General features: G+C 72.2%; 14 protein-coding genes. All 14 read right to left on the bottom strand.

Going from position 1 to position 15,823, the window contains the following annotated elements; all coding sequences use genetic code 11:
* Window positions 1-36: 36 nt before the first annotated feature.
* On the bottom strand, window positions 37-615 hold the full coding sequence (locus EES43_RS29200) for a dihydrofolate reductase family protein (protein ID WP_124271556.1): 579 nt from the start codon (window positions 613-615) through the stop codon (window positions 37-39).
* 172 nt (window positions 616-787) lie between these two features.
* Window positions 788-1,852: an SDR family oxidoreductase gene (locus tag EES43_RS29195; protein WP_124271555.1), complete on the bottom strand. Its 1,065-nt coding sequence runs from the start codon at window positions 1,850-1,852 to the stop codon at window positions 788-790.
* Window positions 1,853-2,077: 225 nt separating this feature from the next.
* Window positions 2,078-3,526, bottom strand: a complete 1,449-nt coding sequence (locus tag EES43_RS29190; protein ID WP_124271554.1) for an aldehyde dehydrogenase family protein — start codon at window positions 3,524-3,526, stop codon at window positions 2,078-2,080.
* Window positions 3,523-4,575, bottom strand: coding sequence for an adenosine deaminase (add, locus tag EES43_RS29185; protein ID WP_241192572.1), 1,053 nt, complete (start codon window positions 4,573-4,575; stop codon window positions 3,523-3,525). Before add ends, EES43_RS29190 begins: the two co-directional genes overlap by 4 nt.
* Complete coding sequence (locus EES43_RS29180) at window positions 4,572-5,345, bottom strand: SDR family oxidoreductase (RefSeq protein WP_124271553.1); 774 nt, start codon at window positions 5,343-5,345, stop codon at window positions 4,572-4,574. The genes add and EES43_RS29180 overlap by 4 nt, the downstream gene beginning before the upstream one ends.
* Window positions 5,345-6,250, bottom strand: coding sequence for a dihydrodipicolinate synthase family protein (locus EES43_RS29175; RefSeq protein WP_124271552.1), 906 nt, complete (start codon window positions 6,248-6,250; stop codon window positions 5,345-5,347). Before EES43_RS29175 ends, EES43_RS29180 begins: the two co-directional genes overlap by 1 nt.
* A gap of 125 nt (window positions 6,251-6,375) precedes the next feature.
* Window positions 6,376-7,230 carry an enoyl-CoA hydratase-related protein gene (locus EES43_RS29170; RefSeq protein WP_124271551.1) on the bottom strand — a complete coding sequence of 285 codons (855 nt, stop codon included), beginning with the start codon at window positions 7,228-7,230 and terminating at the stop codon, window positions 6,376-6,378.
* Complete coding sequence (locus tag EES43_RS29165; protein ID WP_124271550.1) at window positions 7,227-8,414, bottom strand: CaiB/BaiF CoA transferase family protein; 1,188 nt, start codon at window positions 8,412-8,414, stop codon at window positions 7,227-7,229. The genes EES43_RS29170 and EES43_RS29165 overlap by 4 nt, the downstream gene beginning before the upstream one ends.
* Window positions 8,411-9,790: an FAD-dependent oxidoreductase gene (locus tag EES43_RS29160; protein ID WP_124271549.1), complete on the bottom strand. Its 1,380-nt coding sequence runs from the start codon at window positions 9,788-9,790 to the stop codon at window positions 8,411-8,413. The genes EES43_RS29165 and EES43_RS29160 overlap by 4 nt, the downstream gene beginning before the upstream one ends.
* Window positions 9,791-9,801: 11 nt before the next feature.
* Window positions 9,802-11,088, bottom strand: coding sequence for an MFS transporter (locus EES43_RS29155; RefSeq protein ID WP_124271548.1), 1,287 nt, complete (start codon window positions 11,086-11,088; stop codon window positions 9,802-9,804).
* 105 nt (window positions 11,089-11,193) lie between these two features.
* Window positions 11,194-11,808 (bottom strand): helix-turn-helix domain-containing protein, encoded by a 615-nt coding sequence (locus EES43_RS29150; protein WP_124271547.1) that lies wholly within the window; start codon window positions 11,806-11,808, stop codon window positions 11,194-11,196.
* A 221-nt stretch (window positions 11,809-12,029) separates the two neighbouring features.
* Window positions 12,030-12,362 carry a MazG-like family protein gene (locus EES43_RS29145; protein WP_124271546.1) on the bottom strand — a complete coding sequence of 111 codons (333 nt, stop codon included), beginning with the start codon at window positions 12,360-12,362 and terminating at the stop codon, window positions 12,030-12,032.
* Between the two features lie 27 nt (window positions 12,363-12,389).
* The gene (locus EES43_RS29140; protein ID WP_124271545.1) at window positions 12,390-14,612 is read right to left on the bottom strand and encodes an FAD/NAD(P)-binding protein; all 2,223 of its coding nucleotides are present in this window, start codon (window positions 14,610-14,612) and stop codon (window positions 12,390-12,392) included.
* Between the two features lie 332 nt (window positions 14,613-14,944).
* Window positions 14,945-15,640, bottom strand: coding sequence for a nucleoside/nucleotide kinase family protein (locus EES43_RS29135; RefSeq protein ID WP_124271544.1), 696 nt, complete (start codon window positions 15,638-15,640; stop codon window positions 14,945-14,947).
* Window positions 15,641-15,823: the final 183 nt, after the last annotated feature.

The following is a 15,823-nucleotide window of genomic DNA, read 5'->3' as shown; positions in this document are numbered from 1 at the left end:
GTGCGCGGACAGTGGCCCTATCGCCGCGCTCCGTCGTCAGGCCGGGGCCGGCCGGCGCGCCACGCGGTGGCGGAGAAAGACGATTCCTGAGCTGAAGGTACGGGTCTCGACGAGTTCGAGGTCCACCCGGCGCTCGTGCCGAGGGAAGAACGGAACGCCACCGCCCACCAGCACCGGGTACACCCGGGTCCGGTACTCGTCGAGCAGGCCCAGCGCGGCTGCCTCGGCGGCGAGGGCCGCGCCGCCGATCGCGATGTTCCCCTCCCCCGGCTCGGCCCGCAAGCGCTCGATCTCCTCCGCCAGGCCGCCGGAAACCAGGCGGGCGTTGCCCTCCACCGCCGACAGCGTGGTGGAGAACACGACCTTGGGGAGCGGCTTCCAGACCGCGGCCCATTCCAGCATGGAGTCGTCGAGCGAAGGGTCCTGGTCGGCGGTCTCCCAGTACAGCATCGTCTCGTACAGCCTCCGTCCCAGCAGGTGGACGCCGACCTCGCGGATCTCGTCGGTGACGAAGCGGAAGACCTCTTCGTCGGGTGCCGTCCAGTTGAAGTCGCCGTCCGGCCCGACGATGTAGCCGTCGAGTGAGACGCCCATCGAGTAGGTCACGCTGTGCATCAGAGGCCTCCTCGGTCGCAGGGTTCGACCGTACGACCGCCGGACGTCGCTGGACTCGTCGCGACACGCGGGATCTCTCAGGGCGCGTCGCTGCGGGGCAGCCACCAGCCCTCCGCCGGGGTCGTCAGCCGTTCGAGCGTCATGTCGGCCGGGCGGGGGTGAGGACTCGGATTCAGGAGGAGGCCGGGGGCACGATGCGGCGGCGGCCCAGGTCGTCGAGGAGTTCGAGCAGCCGCTGCTCGGAGTCGAAGCTGTCCTGGAATCCCGCGTGCCGCAGCTTGATCGTCGAACTCACGTTGTCCCAGGCGGAGTGGAAGATCATGTCGCCGAACCGCCAGTCGACGAGCTCGCCGTAAGGAGTGGGGACGAGATCGTGCTTCGCGACGATCCGCTGCCAGACGGCATCCTGGGACGGCATGTGCTCCTCCAGGCGGATCGTCTTCGGCTCCTCCAGCGTCATGCCGTAGTGCGCGGCGACCGCTCGCCACAGGTGGCTCCACCGCACGACGTCCCCGTTGGTGATGTTGAAGACCTCGTCGGCCGCGCCAGGGGCCGACCCCGCCCAGTGGGTGGCGCTCGCGAGGAGCCGCGCGTCCGTCATCTGGTAGAAGATGTCGTCGTACGCGGCGCGGGCTCCGGGGAAGCGCAGCGGAAGGCCCAGTTCCTTGCTGATCGCGACGTACGCGGCGATGACCATGAGCAGGTTCATGGGTGTGCCCTGCGCGTAACCCATGACCGCCTCGGGGCGGAAGACGGTGAACCGGAAGCCCATCTCCTCCGCGCGCGTACGCAGCAGGTCTTCCTGGTCGTAGTAGAAGTTCGGTCCGATGAGGCGCGGATCGTCCTCCTTCGCCGGCGTCTTGAACCGTCCGAGATGGGACCCGTAGAACTTGTGCCCCTGGTACAGGGTGACGTGCTTCAGCGGGGCGTCGTTGGCCGCGAGGGCCTGGAGGGTGTTGTCCAGCAGCTCCACGTTCGTCGCCACCTGGGCCACGGGGTCCGTCTGCTCGACGTAGGCGGCGAAGACCAGCCGGTCGGTGTCCGCGGCGGCCCGCAGGCCGTCCCGTGCCGCCGCCGGATCGGACAGGTCGGCCGAGAGGTGCTCCCAGGCCGTGGGGGCCTGGGGCGCCCGCCGGCTGACTCCGCGGGTGCGCGTGCCCCGGGCGGCGAAGTCTTCGACCATGCTGCGGCCGATGACTCCACCGGCACCGGCGACCAGGACGGAACCGAGGTCCATGTCGTTCCTTTTCCATCGAGGAGGACCGACGATCCTCCGGAGAGCTGGGGGCGATCGGCGTATCCCCGCCGATCACCCACCAGCGTACGCCTACTACCTGCGTAAGCAATAATTGCATGCAGCGCATATTTTACGGTCGGCGGGTTCCGTGGTCGCGTCGGGCCGAGCCGCACCGGGCACGAGGCGCCACGGGACCCGCGTCGCGCCTCCCGCCCGGTGCGGGCCTCAGCGGTCCCAGCCCAGATACACCGACTTCGACCAGGTGTAGAAGTCGACCGCGCCGGCCCCCTGTTCGCGGTAGGTGTTGCTGGAGGAGTCCTTCACGCCGCCGAACGGGACGTGGAGGTCCAGTCCGGTGGTCGGGCGGTTGACCTTGACGACGCCGGCCCGGACGCGGTCGGCGAACTCGTGGGCGGCTGCGAGGTCGCGGGTGCAGATCGCGGCGGCGAGACCGAAACGGGAGTCGTTGGCCAGGTCGACCGCCTCGTCGAGGCCCGATGCCGGCAGCACGGCCACGACCGGGCCGAAGATCTCGTCGCGGGCCGCGGCGTCGTCGCGGCCCACGTCCGTCAGGACCGTCGCCTCCAGCATCAGGCCGCCGGTGTTCTCCCCTCCGGCCGCGACCGTCGCGCCCTCGTCGCGGGCCCGGCGGATGGCGGCCAGATCGGACTCCAGTTGCGCGTCGCTGACCACGGGCCCCATGAGCGTGCCGTCGTGCAGGCCGTTGCCCGGACGGTAGCGGGCCGCCTCCGCGATCAGGGCCTCGACGAGCGCGTCGTGGACGCCCGGAGTGCAGATGACGCGGGACGAGGCGGTGCACGCCTGGCCGGTCAGTCCGAACCCACCGGCGGCGGCGATACGGGCCGCCTTCGCGACGTCCGCGTCGTCCAGGACGACCAGCGCGTTCTTGCCTCCCATCTCCACCTGGACGCGTCCGCGCCGCTCGTGCAGGGCCCGCTCGATCCGCAGGCCCACGGCGGTGGAGCCGGTGAACGACACCGCCGCGACCCGGCCGTCGGCGACCAGGGCCTCCCCCACCACGGAGCCGGGACCGTAAACGACGTTGAGCACGCCCGGGGGCAGCCCGGCGGCCACGAGTGCCTCGCTGAGGTGGTACACCGACAGCGGAGTGATCTCGGCCGGTTTGAGTACCACCGCGTTGCCGCTGACCAGGGCCGGAGCCGTCTTCCAGGCGGGGATCGCCACCGGGAAGTTCCAGGGGGTGATCACGCCCACCACGCCGAGCGGTTCGCGGCGCGTGTGGACGAGGGTGTCCGGCTGCGAGCTGGACAGGCTCTGCCCCGCCGGATGCCAGCCGGCGGAACCGAAGAAGCGCAGGACGTCGACGGCCCGCTTCACTTCGCCGCGGGCCTCCGCCAGCGTCTTGCCCTCCTCGCGCACCAGGTCGCGGGCGACGGCCTCCTGACGGGCCCGCAGGATCTCCGCCGCGTCCATGAGGATCGCGCCGCGCGCCGGAGCCGGCAGCGCCGCCCATGAGGGCTGGGCCTCGGCGGCGGCGCCGACCGCCGCGTCCACCTCCTCCGCGCCGGAGGCGGGAGTGACCGCGACGAGGTCGGCGGGGTCGGCCGGGTTGCGGCGTTCGACGCCTTCGCCGGACGTACGGCGGCCGGCGATGAGGTTGCCTGTGCGGACAGTCGTCGGGCTCGTGGTCATGATGCCTCCTTCGGCCAACGGCCGTATGTTTCTGCGGGGTTGAGGGAGCTGTCGGCGGCGGGTGCTTCGAGCCAGGCCCCGACGGCCCCGACCGCGTCCGCGACCGTCCCCCGCGGAGCCCCGGACGCCTCCAGGGACCAGCGGGCGATGTCGGACAGGCGGGCGTCGTCGAGGCCCAGTACGTCGCGGGCCGTGCGGTACTCGTCCAGGAGCCCCGCACCGAACAGCAAGGAGTCGTCGGCGCCGAGCGTGCAGCGCACCCCCGCCTCGATCAGCCGGGGCAGCGGATGATCGGGGAGCGCGCTCACGACGCCGAGCGAGACGTTGGAGGTGGGGCAGACGTCCAGCACGGTGCCCCGGGCGGCGAGTTCGGCCATCAGACCGGGCGAATCCACGGCGCGCACCCCGTGGCCGATCCGGTCCGCGCCCAGATCGCGCACCGCTCCCAGGATGCTTGCCTCACCGGCGAGTTCACCGGCGTGCGGCGCGCTGATCAGTCCCGCCTCCCGGGCGATGGCGAAGGCGCGCGCGAAGGGTCCGGGCGGGTACCGCGCCTCGTCGGTGGCCAGGCCGAACGCCACGACGCCCGCCTTTGCCCTGGACGCCGCCAGGAGGGCCAGGGCGACGGCGTCCTCCGGCGGCAGGTGGCGCTGCGCGGTCACCATGAGGCCGCACCCGACGCCGAGGCGGTCCGCGGTGGTCCGGGCCTCGTCGAGCAGGAGGTCGAGGACGTAAGCGGGCGGTCCCAGGCGGTCGCGGTGAGCGCGCGGGTTGACCGACGGCTCGACCCACACGGCCCCGTCGGCAGCCGCGTCCTCGACCACCTCGCGCATGACGCGGCGCAGCTGCGCCTCGGTGCGTACGAGGTCCACGGCAGCGGTGTAGCGGGCGCCGAACTCGGCGAAGGTCGTGTACCGGCGGACGTCGGGGGCCGGGACCCCGGCCGCTGTCGCCAGGTCGGCGAGCGTGCCGGGCCGCATCGATCCTTCCAGGTGGAGGTGCAGATGGGCTTTGGGCAGGAGCGCGAGGTCGCGCGGGGGCGTGTTCACAGTCCGCGCACCAGCCCTCCGTCGCAGCGCAGCGCGGTCCCCGTCACGTAGGAGGCGGGAGCGGAGCAGAGGAACGCCGCCGCCGCGCCGAACTCGGCGGGCGCTCCGTAGCGGCCCGCCGGGATGGCGGCGCGGGACTCGGCCTCGACGTCCTCCCGGGACCGGTCCTCCCGTGCCGCCTTGGCCCGGTCGAGTCCGGCGACACGGTCGGTCGCGATGCGCCCGGGCAGCAGCAGGTTGACCGTCACCCCGTCGGCGGCCACCTCGGCGGCCAGCGTCTTGAGGTAGGCGGCCGTCGCGGCGCGTCCCAGGTTGGACAGGGCGAGGTCCGGCAGCGGGGCGGCGATGCCGCTGGACCCGATGGCGAGGATCCGGCCCCAGCCCCGGGCGCGCATGGCGGGAAGGACCAGGGCCGTCAGCCGCTGCTGGGCCAGCACCAGGGTCTCCAGCGCTCCGGACACCTCGTCGTGCGTGATGTCGGCGGCCCGTCCCGGCCTGGGGCCGGGGCCGTTGAGGACGAGGATGTCGGGGTCGCCGTAGGCGCTTCGCGCCGCTTCGGCCATGAGGCGGGGGCCGTCGGGTGCGGCCAGGTCCGCCTCGACGCCGATCGCCTCGGGCAGTCGCGCGGCGATCTCCCGGGCCGCCTCGCCCCGCCGCCCGGTCACCACGACCCGCGCGCCCTCGGCGGCCAGGGCCTCGGCGACGGCGCGGCCCAGTCCGGAGGTGGAGGCGGCGACCAGGGCGGTCCGTCCGGTGATGCCGAGATCCATCAGTGCACCTCCCGCAGTATCGCGCCGGGCGTCGCCGCGAGGTGGCGCGCCAGTTGCGGGACGAGCGTCTCCGGCAGCGGCCTCGCCGGGGGCCGTACGCCGGATTCGAGGATGAGCCCGCGCCGCCGGATCGCCTCCTTGCGTACGGCGAGCCCGATACCGGCCTGCGCTTCGAAGTTGACCAGCGGGAGGTAGGGGAGGTACGCGTCGCGGGCGGCCGGGTAGCCGCCTTCGTCCCAGGCCCGGGTGCAGGCGATCAGCCCCTCGGGACAGGAGAAGCCCGTCATCGCGCCCGCTGCGCCGCAGGCCAGCTCGTCGAGGAGGCCCAGTCCGCCGAGGCCGCCGAACACCGACAGGTCGAGTTCGGCGGCCAGCACGGCGACGGCGGAGGGGGTGGGCGGGGCCTCGGCCTTGATCGCGACGGCTGACGGTACGGCCCCGGCCGCCGTGACCAGGTCGGCCGTGCCGATCGCGACCCGGCTGGCCTCGGGGTAGTCCTGGATGACGAGCGGCGCGCCCGTCGCTTCGTGCACCGCGTTCAGGTGGCGGGCCAGCGTCAGCGGGTCCGGTGAGTTGACCTGGACCATGAGCCCGGCGAGGCGGTCGCCGAGGGTGTCGGTCACCAGGCGGGCCTCCTCGATGACGGGTGCGGTGGCGAGCGAGGTGACGCCGGCGACGAGCGGCAGGTCGACGCTGTCGGCGACGGTCTCCAGGACGGTGCGGCGTTCCTCGGACGCCAGTCGGGACGCTTCGCCGAAGACGCCGAGGACGGTCAGGCCGGTGACGCCGATGTCCTGGTAGTGGCGGACCAGCCGGGTCAGGCCGGTCTCGTCGATGTCGAGTGCGGAGCCGAGGAAGGGTGTGGAGACCACACCCCAGACTCCGCGTGCGAGAGGTTGCGCCATGAGGTTTCCCTACGTCGTGAGTGATCGGAATGTCGTGGGTGATCGGGGACGTCCTGGGTGGTCGGGTCGGGGGCGTCCCGCCGGTTCGGGGCCGGAGGGGCGGTGGCGTTCGGGGCGGACGGTCCTCAGCGTCCCGGCCAGCGGGGGGCGCGCTTCTCACGGAAGGCGCGCACCCCTTCGACGGCGTCCTCGCTGTCCAGGGCGGCGACGAGAGCGGGGGTGCGCAGGGCGTGGGCCTCGCGGGGCGAGAGTCCGGCCGAGGCGCGGGCCATCTGCTTGATCGCCCTGAGCGATGTGGGGGCGCAGGCCAGGACGTCGGCGGTCCAGCGGTCGACGGCGGCGTCCAGTTCGCCCTCGGCGGCGACTTCGTTGACCAGGCCGATCCGGTGCATCTCGGCGGCCGGTGCGCGACGCCCCGTGAGGAGCATTCCCATGGCCTGGGTGTGCGGCAGCCGGCGCAGGAGCTGGGCGACGCCGCCGTCGAGCGGGATGCGCCCGACGCGGGGTTCGGTGAGGCCGAAGGAGGCGTGTTCGGCCGCGATCACGATGTCGCATCCGAGGACGAGTTCCATGCCTCCGCCGAGCGCGTAGCCGTTGACCCTGGCGATCACCGGGACGTCGAGCGTGGTGCGCAGGGTGAGCGCGCCGAAGCCGTCCGGGTCGAGTCCGGCCCAGTATTCCAGTCCGGAGGCCGCGACGGCTCCGGCGGACATGTCGGCCCCGGTGCAGAAGGACCGCTGCCCGGCGCCGGTCAGGACGACGGCCCTGACGTCCGGGTCCGCTTCGATGCCGGCCCAGATCTCCCTCAGCCGTGCGTGCGCGGCGGGGTCGACGGCGTTGAGGACGTGCGGCCGGTCGATGGTGACGCGGGCGATGTGTCCGTCGCGGGTGCAGCGGACGCCGTCGGCGTGGATCTCGGCGGCGCCCGTCGCCCCGGTACCGGGCTCGGGCGTCGGCGGGCGCGCGTCGTCGGTCCTCATGCCAGCACTCCCTTCTCCCGCAGCAGGTCGATGTCGGCGGGCGTGTAGCCGAGGGCGGTGAGCACTTCGGCGCCGTGCTCGCCGAGTCGCGGTGGGACGTGCCGTACGGTGGGCCCGGCCGCGGAGAGCCGGATGGGGGCGTTGAGGGCGCGAACCCGGCCGGCGGTCGGGTGGTCCATCTCCACGATCATGTTGTTCACCGCGGTCTGCTCGTCGTCGAGGGCCTGGCGGAGGCTGTGCACGGGGGCGCACAGGATGTCCTGTTGTTCGAGGCGTTCGATCCAGTGCGCGGTGGATTCCGTGGCCAGGCGCTCGGCGAAGATCTGCTGGAGCCGCGGCCTGGCGGCGAACTGCTGGGCCAGGGTGGCGAGATCGCCGCGTGCGGACAGGTCCTCGTCCAGCCCGAGGGCGAGGCTCAGTGCGCGCAGGGGGTTGCGGGTGAAGCCGCCGACGACGCACACCGCCCCGTCGGTGGTGGCGAACACGCCGGTGAGCGGCATCGCGGCCCAGTTGATCTCGGTGCCGCGCATGAGCTGCTGGCACGCCTCCTGCATCTGCAGGTGCAGCATGGAGTCGTACATGCTGACGTCGACGCGCTGGCCCTCGCCCGTGCGTTCGCGTTGCAGCAGGGCGAGCAGGATGCCCTGGAGGAGGTGCTGGCCGGTGATGTAGTCGCAGATGGTGGTGGGGTAGAGGGTGAGCGGGTCCTCTTCCGAGTTCCGCCGCCACATGACGCCGCTGTACGCCTGGGCCACGGCGTCCTGTCCGCCCTTGTGGGCGTACGGTCCCTCGGGGCCGAATCCGGTGCCGGAGGCCCAGACGGCACGCGGGTTGAGGCGTCGTACGGCGTCGTAGCCGAGGCCGAGGCGTTCCATCACCCCGGCGCGGAAGTTGCTCACCACGACGTCGGCTCCGCGTACGAGGTCCTCGACCACCGCGCGGCCCTCGGGGGTGCGCAGGTCCAGGGCGACACTGCGCTTGTTGCGGTTGACGGAGAGGAAGATCGGGTTGTCCAGGCCCGCCGGGTCGGGGATGGTCGTCCGGGTCGTGTCACCGGCTCCCGGGCGTTCGATCTTGATCACGTCGGCTCCGTAGTCCCCGAGCAGCTGGGTGCACGAGGGGCCCATGTAGACCTGGGTGAAGTCGATGACGGTGATGCCGGTGAGCTGTTGCGTGACGGTCATGCCGGGACCTCCTGGGACTGGTCGGTGGTCGCGTTGGCCGCCGGTACGTCGCCCGGGTCGGCCCCCTGGTCGCGCATCCGGCGCTGGATGACGGCGGGGTCGACGTCGCGGACGCGGACGCCCTGCTCGACGGCCGCCGCGGCGGCGATGCCCGCGGCCTGGCCCATCGCCATGCACGGCGGGATCTCCCGGGACATGCGCTGGGCTTCGGGCGTGGCCGAGTAGTGGCGGCCGGCGACGACCAGTTGTTCCACGCCCCTGGGCAGCAGCGAGCGGTACGGGTAGTAGTAGTCCCTCCCCCGGGCGACCGAGTCGGTGAAGTGCCGGCGGCTGGTGATGTCGTCCTTGGTCATGACGTACTCGCCCTGGAGGAGTCGTGTCTGGCGCACCCCCATCTGCTCGGCGACGTCGAGCAGATACGTGCCGGAGAAGCCGGGCAGGTCCTGCCTGATCGTGTCGAGCACGGCGGCGATGCGGGCCCGCGCCTCGAACTCGGCCTCGGTGAGCGAGGCGGGATCGGTGCCGTCGAATCCGGTCAGGTGGGGGCAGTTGCACCACACGACACCGGGGATGGGCGTCTTGAGCCACCACAGCTCCCAGGCGCCGCCGAGCATGCGCTTGATCTTCCTGTTGATGGCGCGGACTTCGCGCGGGTGCGCCTGCTCGAACCGTTCCGCCTCGTCCGTGTCGACTCCGCCGAGGCGGAAGACGAGCGTGGTGAGGTAGCTGTCCTGGGTGTGCGCGGCGCCCGCGCGGGATGCCACGTCGATGTCACCGGTGGTGTCGACGACGACGCTGCCCATGACCGCCTGCGGGCCGGACTTGGTCTCGCAGACCACGCCCCTGATCTCGCCGTCCTGGACGATCGGGCGGGAGAACCAGCTGTGCAGCCGCAGGTTGACCCCGCTCTCGCGGACCAGGTCGTTGGAGACGCGCTTCCAGCCGTCGGGGTCGAACGCGACCGCGTAGCAGATCGGTTTGGGGCTGAGCCGCGAGTGGAAGTCGTAGGCGCCCCAGCGGCCCCACTTGGCCCACATCTGCGGCGACGAGACGCGCTCCTCGGCCGGCGGGTGGACGGCGAGCCCCAACGCGGTCAGGCGCTCGACGTATTCGTCGACGACTCCGGTGACGGTGATCTCGTCGCCGTTGACCATGTCGTCCAGGACGAGGACCATTCCGCCGGAGGCGAGGCCGCCCAGGGCCGCGTACCGTTCGAGCAGGGTCACGGTGGCGCCGCTGCGGGCGGCGGAGACGGCGGCGCTGACCCCCGCGGGGCCGCCGCCCACCACGATCACGTCGGAACGTTGGACGACGGGTGCTTCCACCGCGTCGAGAGGAATCGTTTCTGCCGAGAACTTCTCGGGGTTCGGAGACACAGGTACTCCTTTCAGCCTCCGACGCGGACGGAACCGCGGCGGAAGGCGAGCGTGTAGAACAGCGCGCTCAGCAGACAGAGGACGGCCACGTACACCGGGAACACCCAGAACAGCCCGATGTCCTGGAGCCACAGCAGGATGTACGGGGCAGTGCCGCCGAATCCCGCGACGCCGACGGCGTAGCCGATGCCCACCCCGGTGACCCGGCAGCTCATCGGCATCAGCGTGGCGGACACCGTGGTGTAGAGCCCCATGGTGAAGGCGAGGACGGGCGCCCCGATCATCATCACGACCGTGAAGAGGACCATGCCCGGGGCCTGGTAGAGGAGGACGGCGAACACCAGCGGTACGGCCGCGAGCCGGGCGACGAGGAAGGTGCGGGAGATCCGTTTGCGGTCCGCGAGCCGTCCGACGAGCGGGTAGAGCGCCGCGACGCAGAGTCCGCTGAGGGTGCTGACGGCGAAGACCGCGCTGGGGTTCTCGCCGTGGACGGTACGGGCCAGGTTGGGCAGTCCGGTCGACCAGGTGTAGTTGAGCGCCTGCGCGCCGGCCACGACGAAGACGATGGCCAGCAGGGCGAGTTTGTTGCGGCCGACGTCGGCCCAGACGCGCGAGGCGGCCGGGGCCTCGCCGGAGGTGTGCAGGGTCTCGGGGAGGCTCCGGCGCAGCCGCAGGAAGACCGCGCCGCCGACGGCCCCGACGGCGAAGGGGATGCGCCAGCCCCATTCCTCCATCGCCGTGGCGCCCAGCACCGTGCTCGTCACGAAGGCGACGAGCGAGGCGGCGATGATGCCGGACTGGACGTACACGCTGATGATGCCGCCGTAGCGCGCGGTCCGGCCCTCGGGGGCCATCTCTACGACGTACGCGGAGTTCAGCGGGGCCTCGATGCCGGTGGAGATCCCCTGCACGATCCGGCAGGCGACCAGGATCACCCCGGCCCACACACCGATGCTGTCGTGGGTGGGCAGTACGGCGATGACGGCGGTGCTGACGACCATGCCGCCGATGGACAGCAGCATGATGCGGCGTCGGCCGACGCGGTCGGCCAGGGTTCCGAAGACGAGCGCGCCGACGGGTCTCGCGGCGAATCCGACGGCGAAGACGGCGAGTGCGGACAGGGTGGCGGAGAGCGGATTGGTGGACGGGAAGAACTGCGGCCCCAGATAGGAGGCCAGCAGGCCGTAGACCATCCAGTCGTACCACTCGACGGCGTTGCCTCCGCCGAGTGCGAAGAGGGTGCGCCGCGGGGAGGGGGCGCCGGGAGAGGCGGGGGAACGATCGGTGAGCGATGCCATGGGCACCTCGCAGGTGGGAATTGCGTCGGCCAGGTTTCGGCCGTGCGGGATCGGCGTCGCGGCCAAAAGGGGTCGCGACGCCGCGGGGCGTCGAGGGCCGCGGGACTACCAGGTGGGCGGAGTGATCACCCAGATCGAGGTCACGGGCTCGTCGCCGCTGTTGGCGTACCAGTGCGGGATGCTGCAGGAGTACGTGATGGAGTCTCCGGCGTGCAGCCGGTGGCGTACTCCGTCGAGATAGACGTCCTTCACGCCGGAGAGCACGATGCCGAACTCCTCGCCGCTGTGGCGGAACGGGGTGCTGCTCGTGTCGTGCCCCGGCTGGGTCTCCACCCAGATGACTTCGAGGGCGCTGTTGAGGCTGGGGGTCAGCAACTCGTAGCGGGCGTCGTCGGGTTCACCGCTGCCGGTGTTGTGGAAGTCCAGGGTGCGGCGCTCGTCGCGCCGTACGACGGGGCTGATCTGCTCGGCCAGGTGGAACAGGCGGCCGACCGGTACTTCGAGGCCGTGGGCGATCTGCACCAGGGTCGCGAAGGACGGGTTCCCCTTGCCGCGCTCCACCTGGCTGATGAGCCCGGTGGAGACGGAGGAGCGGCGGCTGAGTTCGTCGAGTGTGAGTCCGGCCAGCTTGCGCAGGACTTTGATCTGCAGGCCCACCGTGGCGACCATCGCCTCGATGTTCATGTCCTTGCCGGAGACCGCGTCACTCGCGTCGCTCATGGTGCGTTCCGCCTCAGAGGTTGACGTCCGGGGTACGTCACAGTGAAGAGGTTCACCAAGATGAAGACAACCCTGCGGAATGAAAAACTTCATCATGCGATCGATCAGTTGCCGTCCGGGCAGGGGCGACGGCCCGCCCGGGGCGGCCGGGAGGAGGTCGCGGGGCCGGTCGGGCGTGCGGCGGACGCACCGACCGGCCCGCGCGAGCCGTCAGCGTTCGGTCACCGGGCGGCCCGGGGCGGCATCACGCGGTCGACCAGGTGCTGGAGTCGTTCGTCGAGCAGCCTCGCGGCGTCCGGCGTGCACGTGGTCAGCGCGATCATGCTCGACACGATCACGTCGCACAGCTCCGTGTGGACGTCGTCCCAGGTGTGGGACGCGCCCTTGCGCGGATTGGCTCCCGTCGCGCCGTGCATCGCCTCGGCGACCTCGCCGACCTCCTCGCTGATCTTCAGGACGCGCCACAGCCGTACGTCCCCCGTCGCCTCCGGACCGGCGTTGGCGTCCAGCCAGTGCCGCAGTCGCTCCACGCGGGGCCAGGTGGTGTCTTCCATGCGGGTTCTCCTTGATGTCGTACGTGGTCACGCCCGGACGGCGGCGAGGGAACCGCCGGATTCGGACGCGGGGCCCCGATCACCCCAGAACTCCCGCATCCAGCACAGGATGTCCCGCATCAGGTGGTGGTTCTGGTCCGGGCGCAGCGCGCCGTACTGGAAGAACATGACGCCCTCGCTCGGCCAGCCGAGCACCGTGATCCGCCGGTCCACCTCGCCGTCGGCCCGCACCGGGTGGAACTCCTCGGTGAGGTCGAGGCCGCCCGGCGCGAAGTCCGGTTCGCCGACGCCGGGGTTGCGCCAGGTGCGGACGAGCCCGCGCCCGAGCAGGTTGGGGTAGAGCGGAAGGACGTCGTTCGCCGCGTCGAAGGGATGGACGCGCCCGTCGACCAGGATGTCGAGGGGCAGCACCGCTCCGGTGATCCCGCGCACCACGAAACGTCCGCTCTCCTCGTCGGTCGCCACTTCCGCCCCCGGACCGGCCGACACGTCGACGATGCCGTGCCGGACCAGCGCGCGGATCTTCTCCATGGGCCGGAGCGCGGACCCGTTGACGAAGCGGTTGAGGTGGCGCATGAACACGTCGAGGAAGTCGCGGTGGGACGCCGCGTTCACTCCCCCGAAGTCGACCGCTGCCGCCAGCACGTTCCGCAGGTCCCGCCAGACGCCGTCGGCCGCCGCCTTCGCCGGGTTGGCCAGGTTGCCCTGGACGGCCCAGCGGTGGTCGAGGTCGAGGAAGTCCAGCATCGCCGCCCGGTACCGCGCGGGGGTGGCGGAGGCGTCGCGGTCGATCGGACGGATCTGGCGCTCCCAGGAGAAGCGCTGGCCGGCGACGCTCTTCGGGTGGCGCCAGGGCGAATCGGCGGCTGCGACGGCGTCCGCGAACTCCGCAGGATCACCGCTCAGCGCGGCGACGGCCCCGGCCCGCTCGGGCCCGAACACCACCTCCAGGAAGCGGCGCAGCGCCGCCTCCACGTCCCCGTCGCGTTCCCGCGCCTCGGCGAGTGCGAGCCCGCCGGACAGGATCGCGTCGATGGTCTCCGCCGCGCGGTCCACCTCGGCCTCCAGCGGGGCGAGGAGACGCCGGACGGACGCTTCGGAGGAGGCCCCACCGCCGCCGTCCGCGAGGAACGCCTCGTACACGGGCCGGACCGCCGCCGCCGTTCGGTCGCCGAACGCGCCGCCCAGCAGGGTGGTGTGGTACACGTGGGCCATCTCCAGCACCACCAGGGGGAAGACGTGCGCGCGGAAGTCGAGTTGCCGCTGCGGACGGTCGCCGATCGTGACGGGCCGGCCCACGGACCGGCGCAGCCGGAGCACCGCGTCCTCGGTGAGGAAGACGCCTCGGTGCTCCAGCTTTCCGGTGTCGCGCTCCTTGGCGTTGAACGGGCGGGTGAAGGTGAACAGTCCGGAGCCGCTGAACATGACGACGGAATCGGGCTCCCGGCCGGAGGCCCGGTACGCCAGGGTTCCGTCCGGCTGCTCCACGAACACCCCGCCCCTGCCTTCGGTCAGGTGCAGGATGACGTCGATGCCGGTGAGTCCCATGCCGGCGCAGCCGACCGTGGTTCCGGGGCCGGCCTCGCCGGGTGCGAACGCCTTGTCGAGCGGATAGACGGAGGGGACGAACCCGGTTCGGTGGCTTCGGGCGAAGCGTTGCCATTCCGCCTGCCGCGGGTAGCGGGCCGGGTCGTTGGAGGAGTGCCCGGTCAGCAGCAGCACGTCGTCGGCTTCCAGGACGCGTTCACCGCCGGCGACGACTCCGAGTCTGCCGTCCGGCAGTTCCTCCAGGTCCGTCACCTCCCGCTCATGCAGGTGGACCCGCACACCCGCCACGTCTCCCAGGATGGCGGCGTATCTGCGGAACCGGTCGGCGAGCGCCAGGCCGTGGACGTAGCGCTTCGGCGAGTCCTCGGCCGCGAGGTCGAAGACGGGGTCGCCGGTCTCCTCGTACCGGGCGCGGCACCAGGCGTGCAGGGTCGGCCGGTCCTCGCGCGGCAGCAGCGGCCCGGCGTCGACGACGCTCTCGTCGGCCGCGAACGCAACCTGTCCGGCGATGCGGTTGAGGACGCTGGTGACGGGCTGTTCGGGGCTGTGGACCTGCCCCGCCCCGAACAGCCCTGCCCGGTCGAAGACATGGACGTCGAGCGAGAGCGGCCCGGCCGCCGCCGTCGCCGCCGCGGCGAGGCGGTCCATCACGTAGGTGCAGCTGGGGCCGCCGCCGACGATGGCGAGACGCGTCGAACTCATGGGGTGGGTCTCCTTGGTGAGAGGGGTGAAGGCTGCGCGGGCGTGCCTCGGCGAGCGCGGTGTGCGAGGCGACGCGGGCGGGGGCCACCGGCCCGCCGTACGGACCTGATGGACTGGGGCGTCGTCGTCAGACGGCCCGGTGCGCTCCCGCGCACGGGCGGCCCGCGTGCGGGCTCACCGGTCGCCGGAGTCCGCGCGGGCGCGGAGCGCCGCGGGAGCGACCGGGTCGGCGGCAGGCGGGCGCGGTCCGGGGCGGGCCCGCCACCGGCCTCGGTGAAGGTCGGGCGGCGGGACCGGCGGTCCGGGCGGGCCGGAGGCCGCTCCAGGGCCGCTCACCGCTGCGGCGGTGCGGCCTGCGCGGAGGCGGCGGCGACAGCGGAACGGGTGGAAACCGCGGAGGCGGCGGTGACGGTGGAGACCACCTGGTCGACCACGTCGTCGAGGGGCGCGGCGGCGTCGACGATCTGCCATCCGCGCTGACCGGCCCAGCCGTCGAGCACGTCGAGTATGCGGCCCTGGTGGGTCAGGAAACTGTCCTGCGAGCAGTCCGGGTCCATCCCGCACTCGTACGGGACGACGTCGCGCCCGACCTTCCGCTCCCACGCGTCCTTGGGATCCAGCCGCAGGTAGACCACCTGTTCACTGACGGGGAGGCCGGCGACGACGCTTTCGACCCAGGCGCTGTCCAGACCGTAGACGATCTCTCCGGCGGCGTGCTTCATCCAGTATCCGTCGAGCAGGGTGATCCGGTCGGGCCGCACGGACTCCGGGCCGCGTCCCAGAAGCGCGTGGGACATGGACCACATCAGGAAGAGGAAGCGGGACGTGTTCGGCATCTCCGCGACACACAGCCGGGTGTCGCGTACATCGGATCCCAGGAACCGGGTGGCGGGGTAGGCGGGGCTGCCGATGATGTCCCATCGGTCCACCCGCTCGATCCCCGCGCCGGCGGCGGACATCCGCTCGGCGGCGATCCGGGAGACCGTCGACTTGCCGGCCCCGTCCGAGCCCACCAGCGAGACGATCACGTGGCACCGCCCCTGCCCGGTTCCCGTTCGGGAAGGACGCGGACGCCCGACCTCGACGAACCCCGGGTCGGACTCGTGGTCGCGCCCGGCGGCAGCGGGGCGCCGGCGGCGGCGCGGAAAGCGGACGCGGGGCTGAGGGATAAGGCGTGACGGGGCATGTGGCTGACAATCCGTTTTCGACGT

The sequence above is a fragment of the Streptomyces sp. ADI96-02 genome, from assembly GCF_003846185.1.
Classification (GTDB): Bacteria; Actinomycetota; Actinomycetes; order Streptomycetales; family Streptomycetaceae; genus Streptomyces.
This window is presented reverse-complemented; position numbering and strand designations above follow the sequence as displayed.

Excerpts from the sequence above, each read along its gene's own strand:
- EES43_RS29140 (WP_124271545.1), bottom strand. The coding sequence starts at position 14,612 with ATGAGTTCGACGCGTCTCGCCATCGTCGGCGGCGGCCCCAGCTGCACC.
- EES43_RS29155 (WP_124271548.1), bottom strand. The coding sequence starts at position 11,088 with ATGGCATCGCTCACCGATCGTTCCCCCGCCTCTCCCGGCGCCCCCTCC.
- EES43_RS29200 (WP_124271556.1), bottom strand. The coding sequence starts at position 615 with ATGCACAGCGTGACCTACTCGATGGGCGTCTCACTCGACGGCTACATC.
- EES43_RS29170 (WP_124271551.1), bottom strand. The coding sequence starts at position 7,230 with ATGAGGACCGACGACGCGCGCCCGCCGACGCCCGAGCCCGGTACCGGG.
- EES43_RS29195 (WP_124271555.1), bottom strand. The coding sequence starts at position 1,852 with ATGGACCTCGGTTCCGTCCTGGTCGCCGGTGCCGGTGGAGTCATCGGC.
- EES43_RS29180 (WP_124271553.1), bottom strand. The coding sequence starts at position 5,345 with ATGGATCTCGGCATCACCGGACGGACCGCCCTGGTCGCCGCCTCCACC.
- EES43_RS29145 (WP_124271546.1), bottom strand. The coding sequence starts at position 12,362 with ATGGAAGACACCACCTGGCCCCGCGTGGAGCGACTGCGGCACTGGCTG.
- EES43_RS29190 (WP_124271554.1), bottom strand. The coding sequence starts at position 3,526 with ATGACCACGAGCCCGACGACTGTCCGCACAGGCAACCTCATCGCCGGC.
- EES43_RS29175 (WP_124271552.1), bottom strand. The coding sequence starts at position 6,250 with ATGGCGCAACCTCTCGCACGCGGAGTCTGGGGTGTGGTCTCCACACCC.
- EES43_RS29165 (WP_124271550.1), bottom strand. The coding sequence starts at position 8,414 with ATGACCGTCACGCAACAGCTCACCGGCATCACCGTCATCGACTTCACC.
- EES43_RS29150 (WP_124271547.1), bottom strand. The coding sequence starts at position 11,808 with ATGAGCGACGCGAGTGACGCGGTCTCCGGCAAGGACATGAACATCGAG.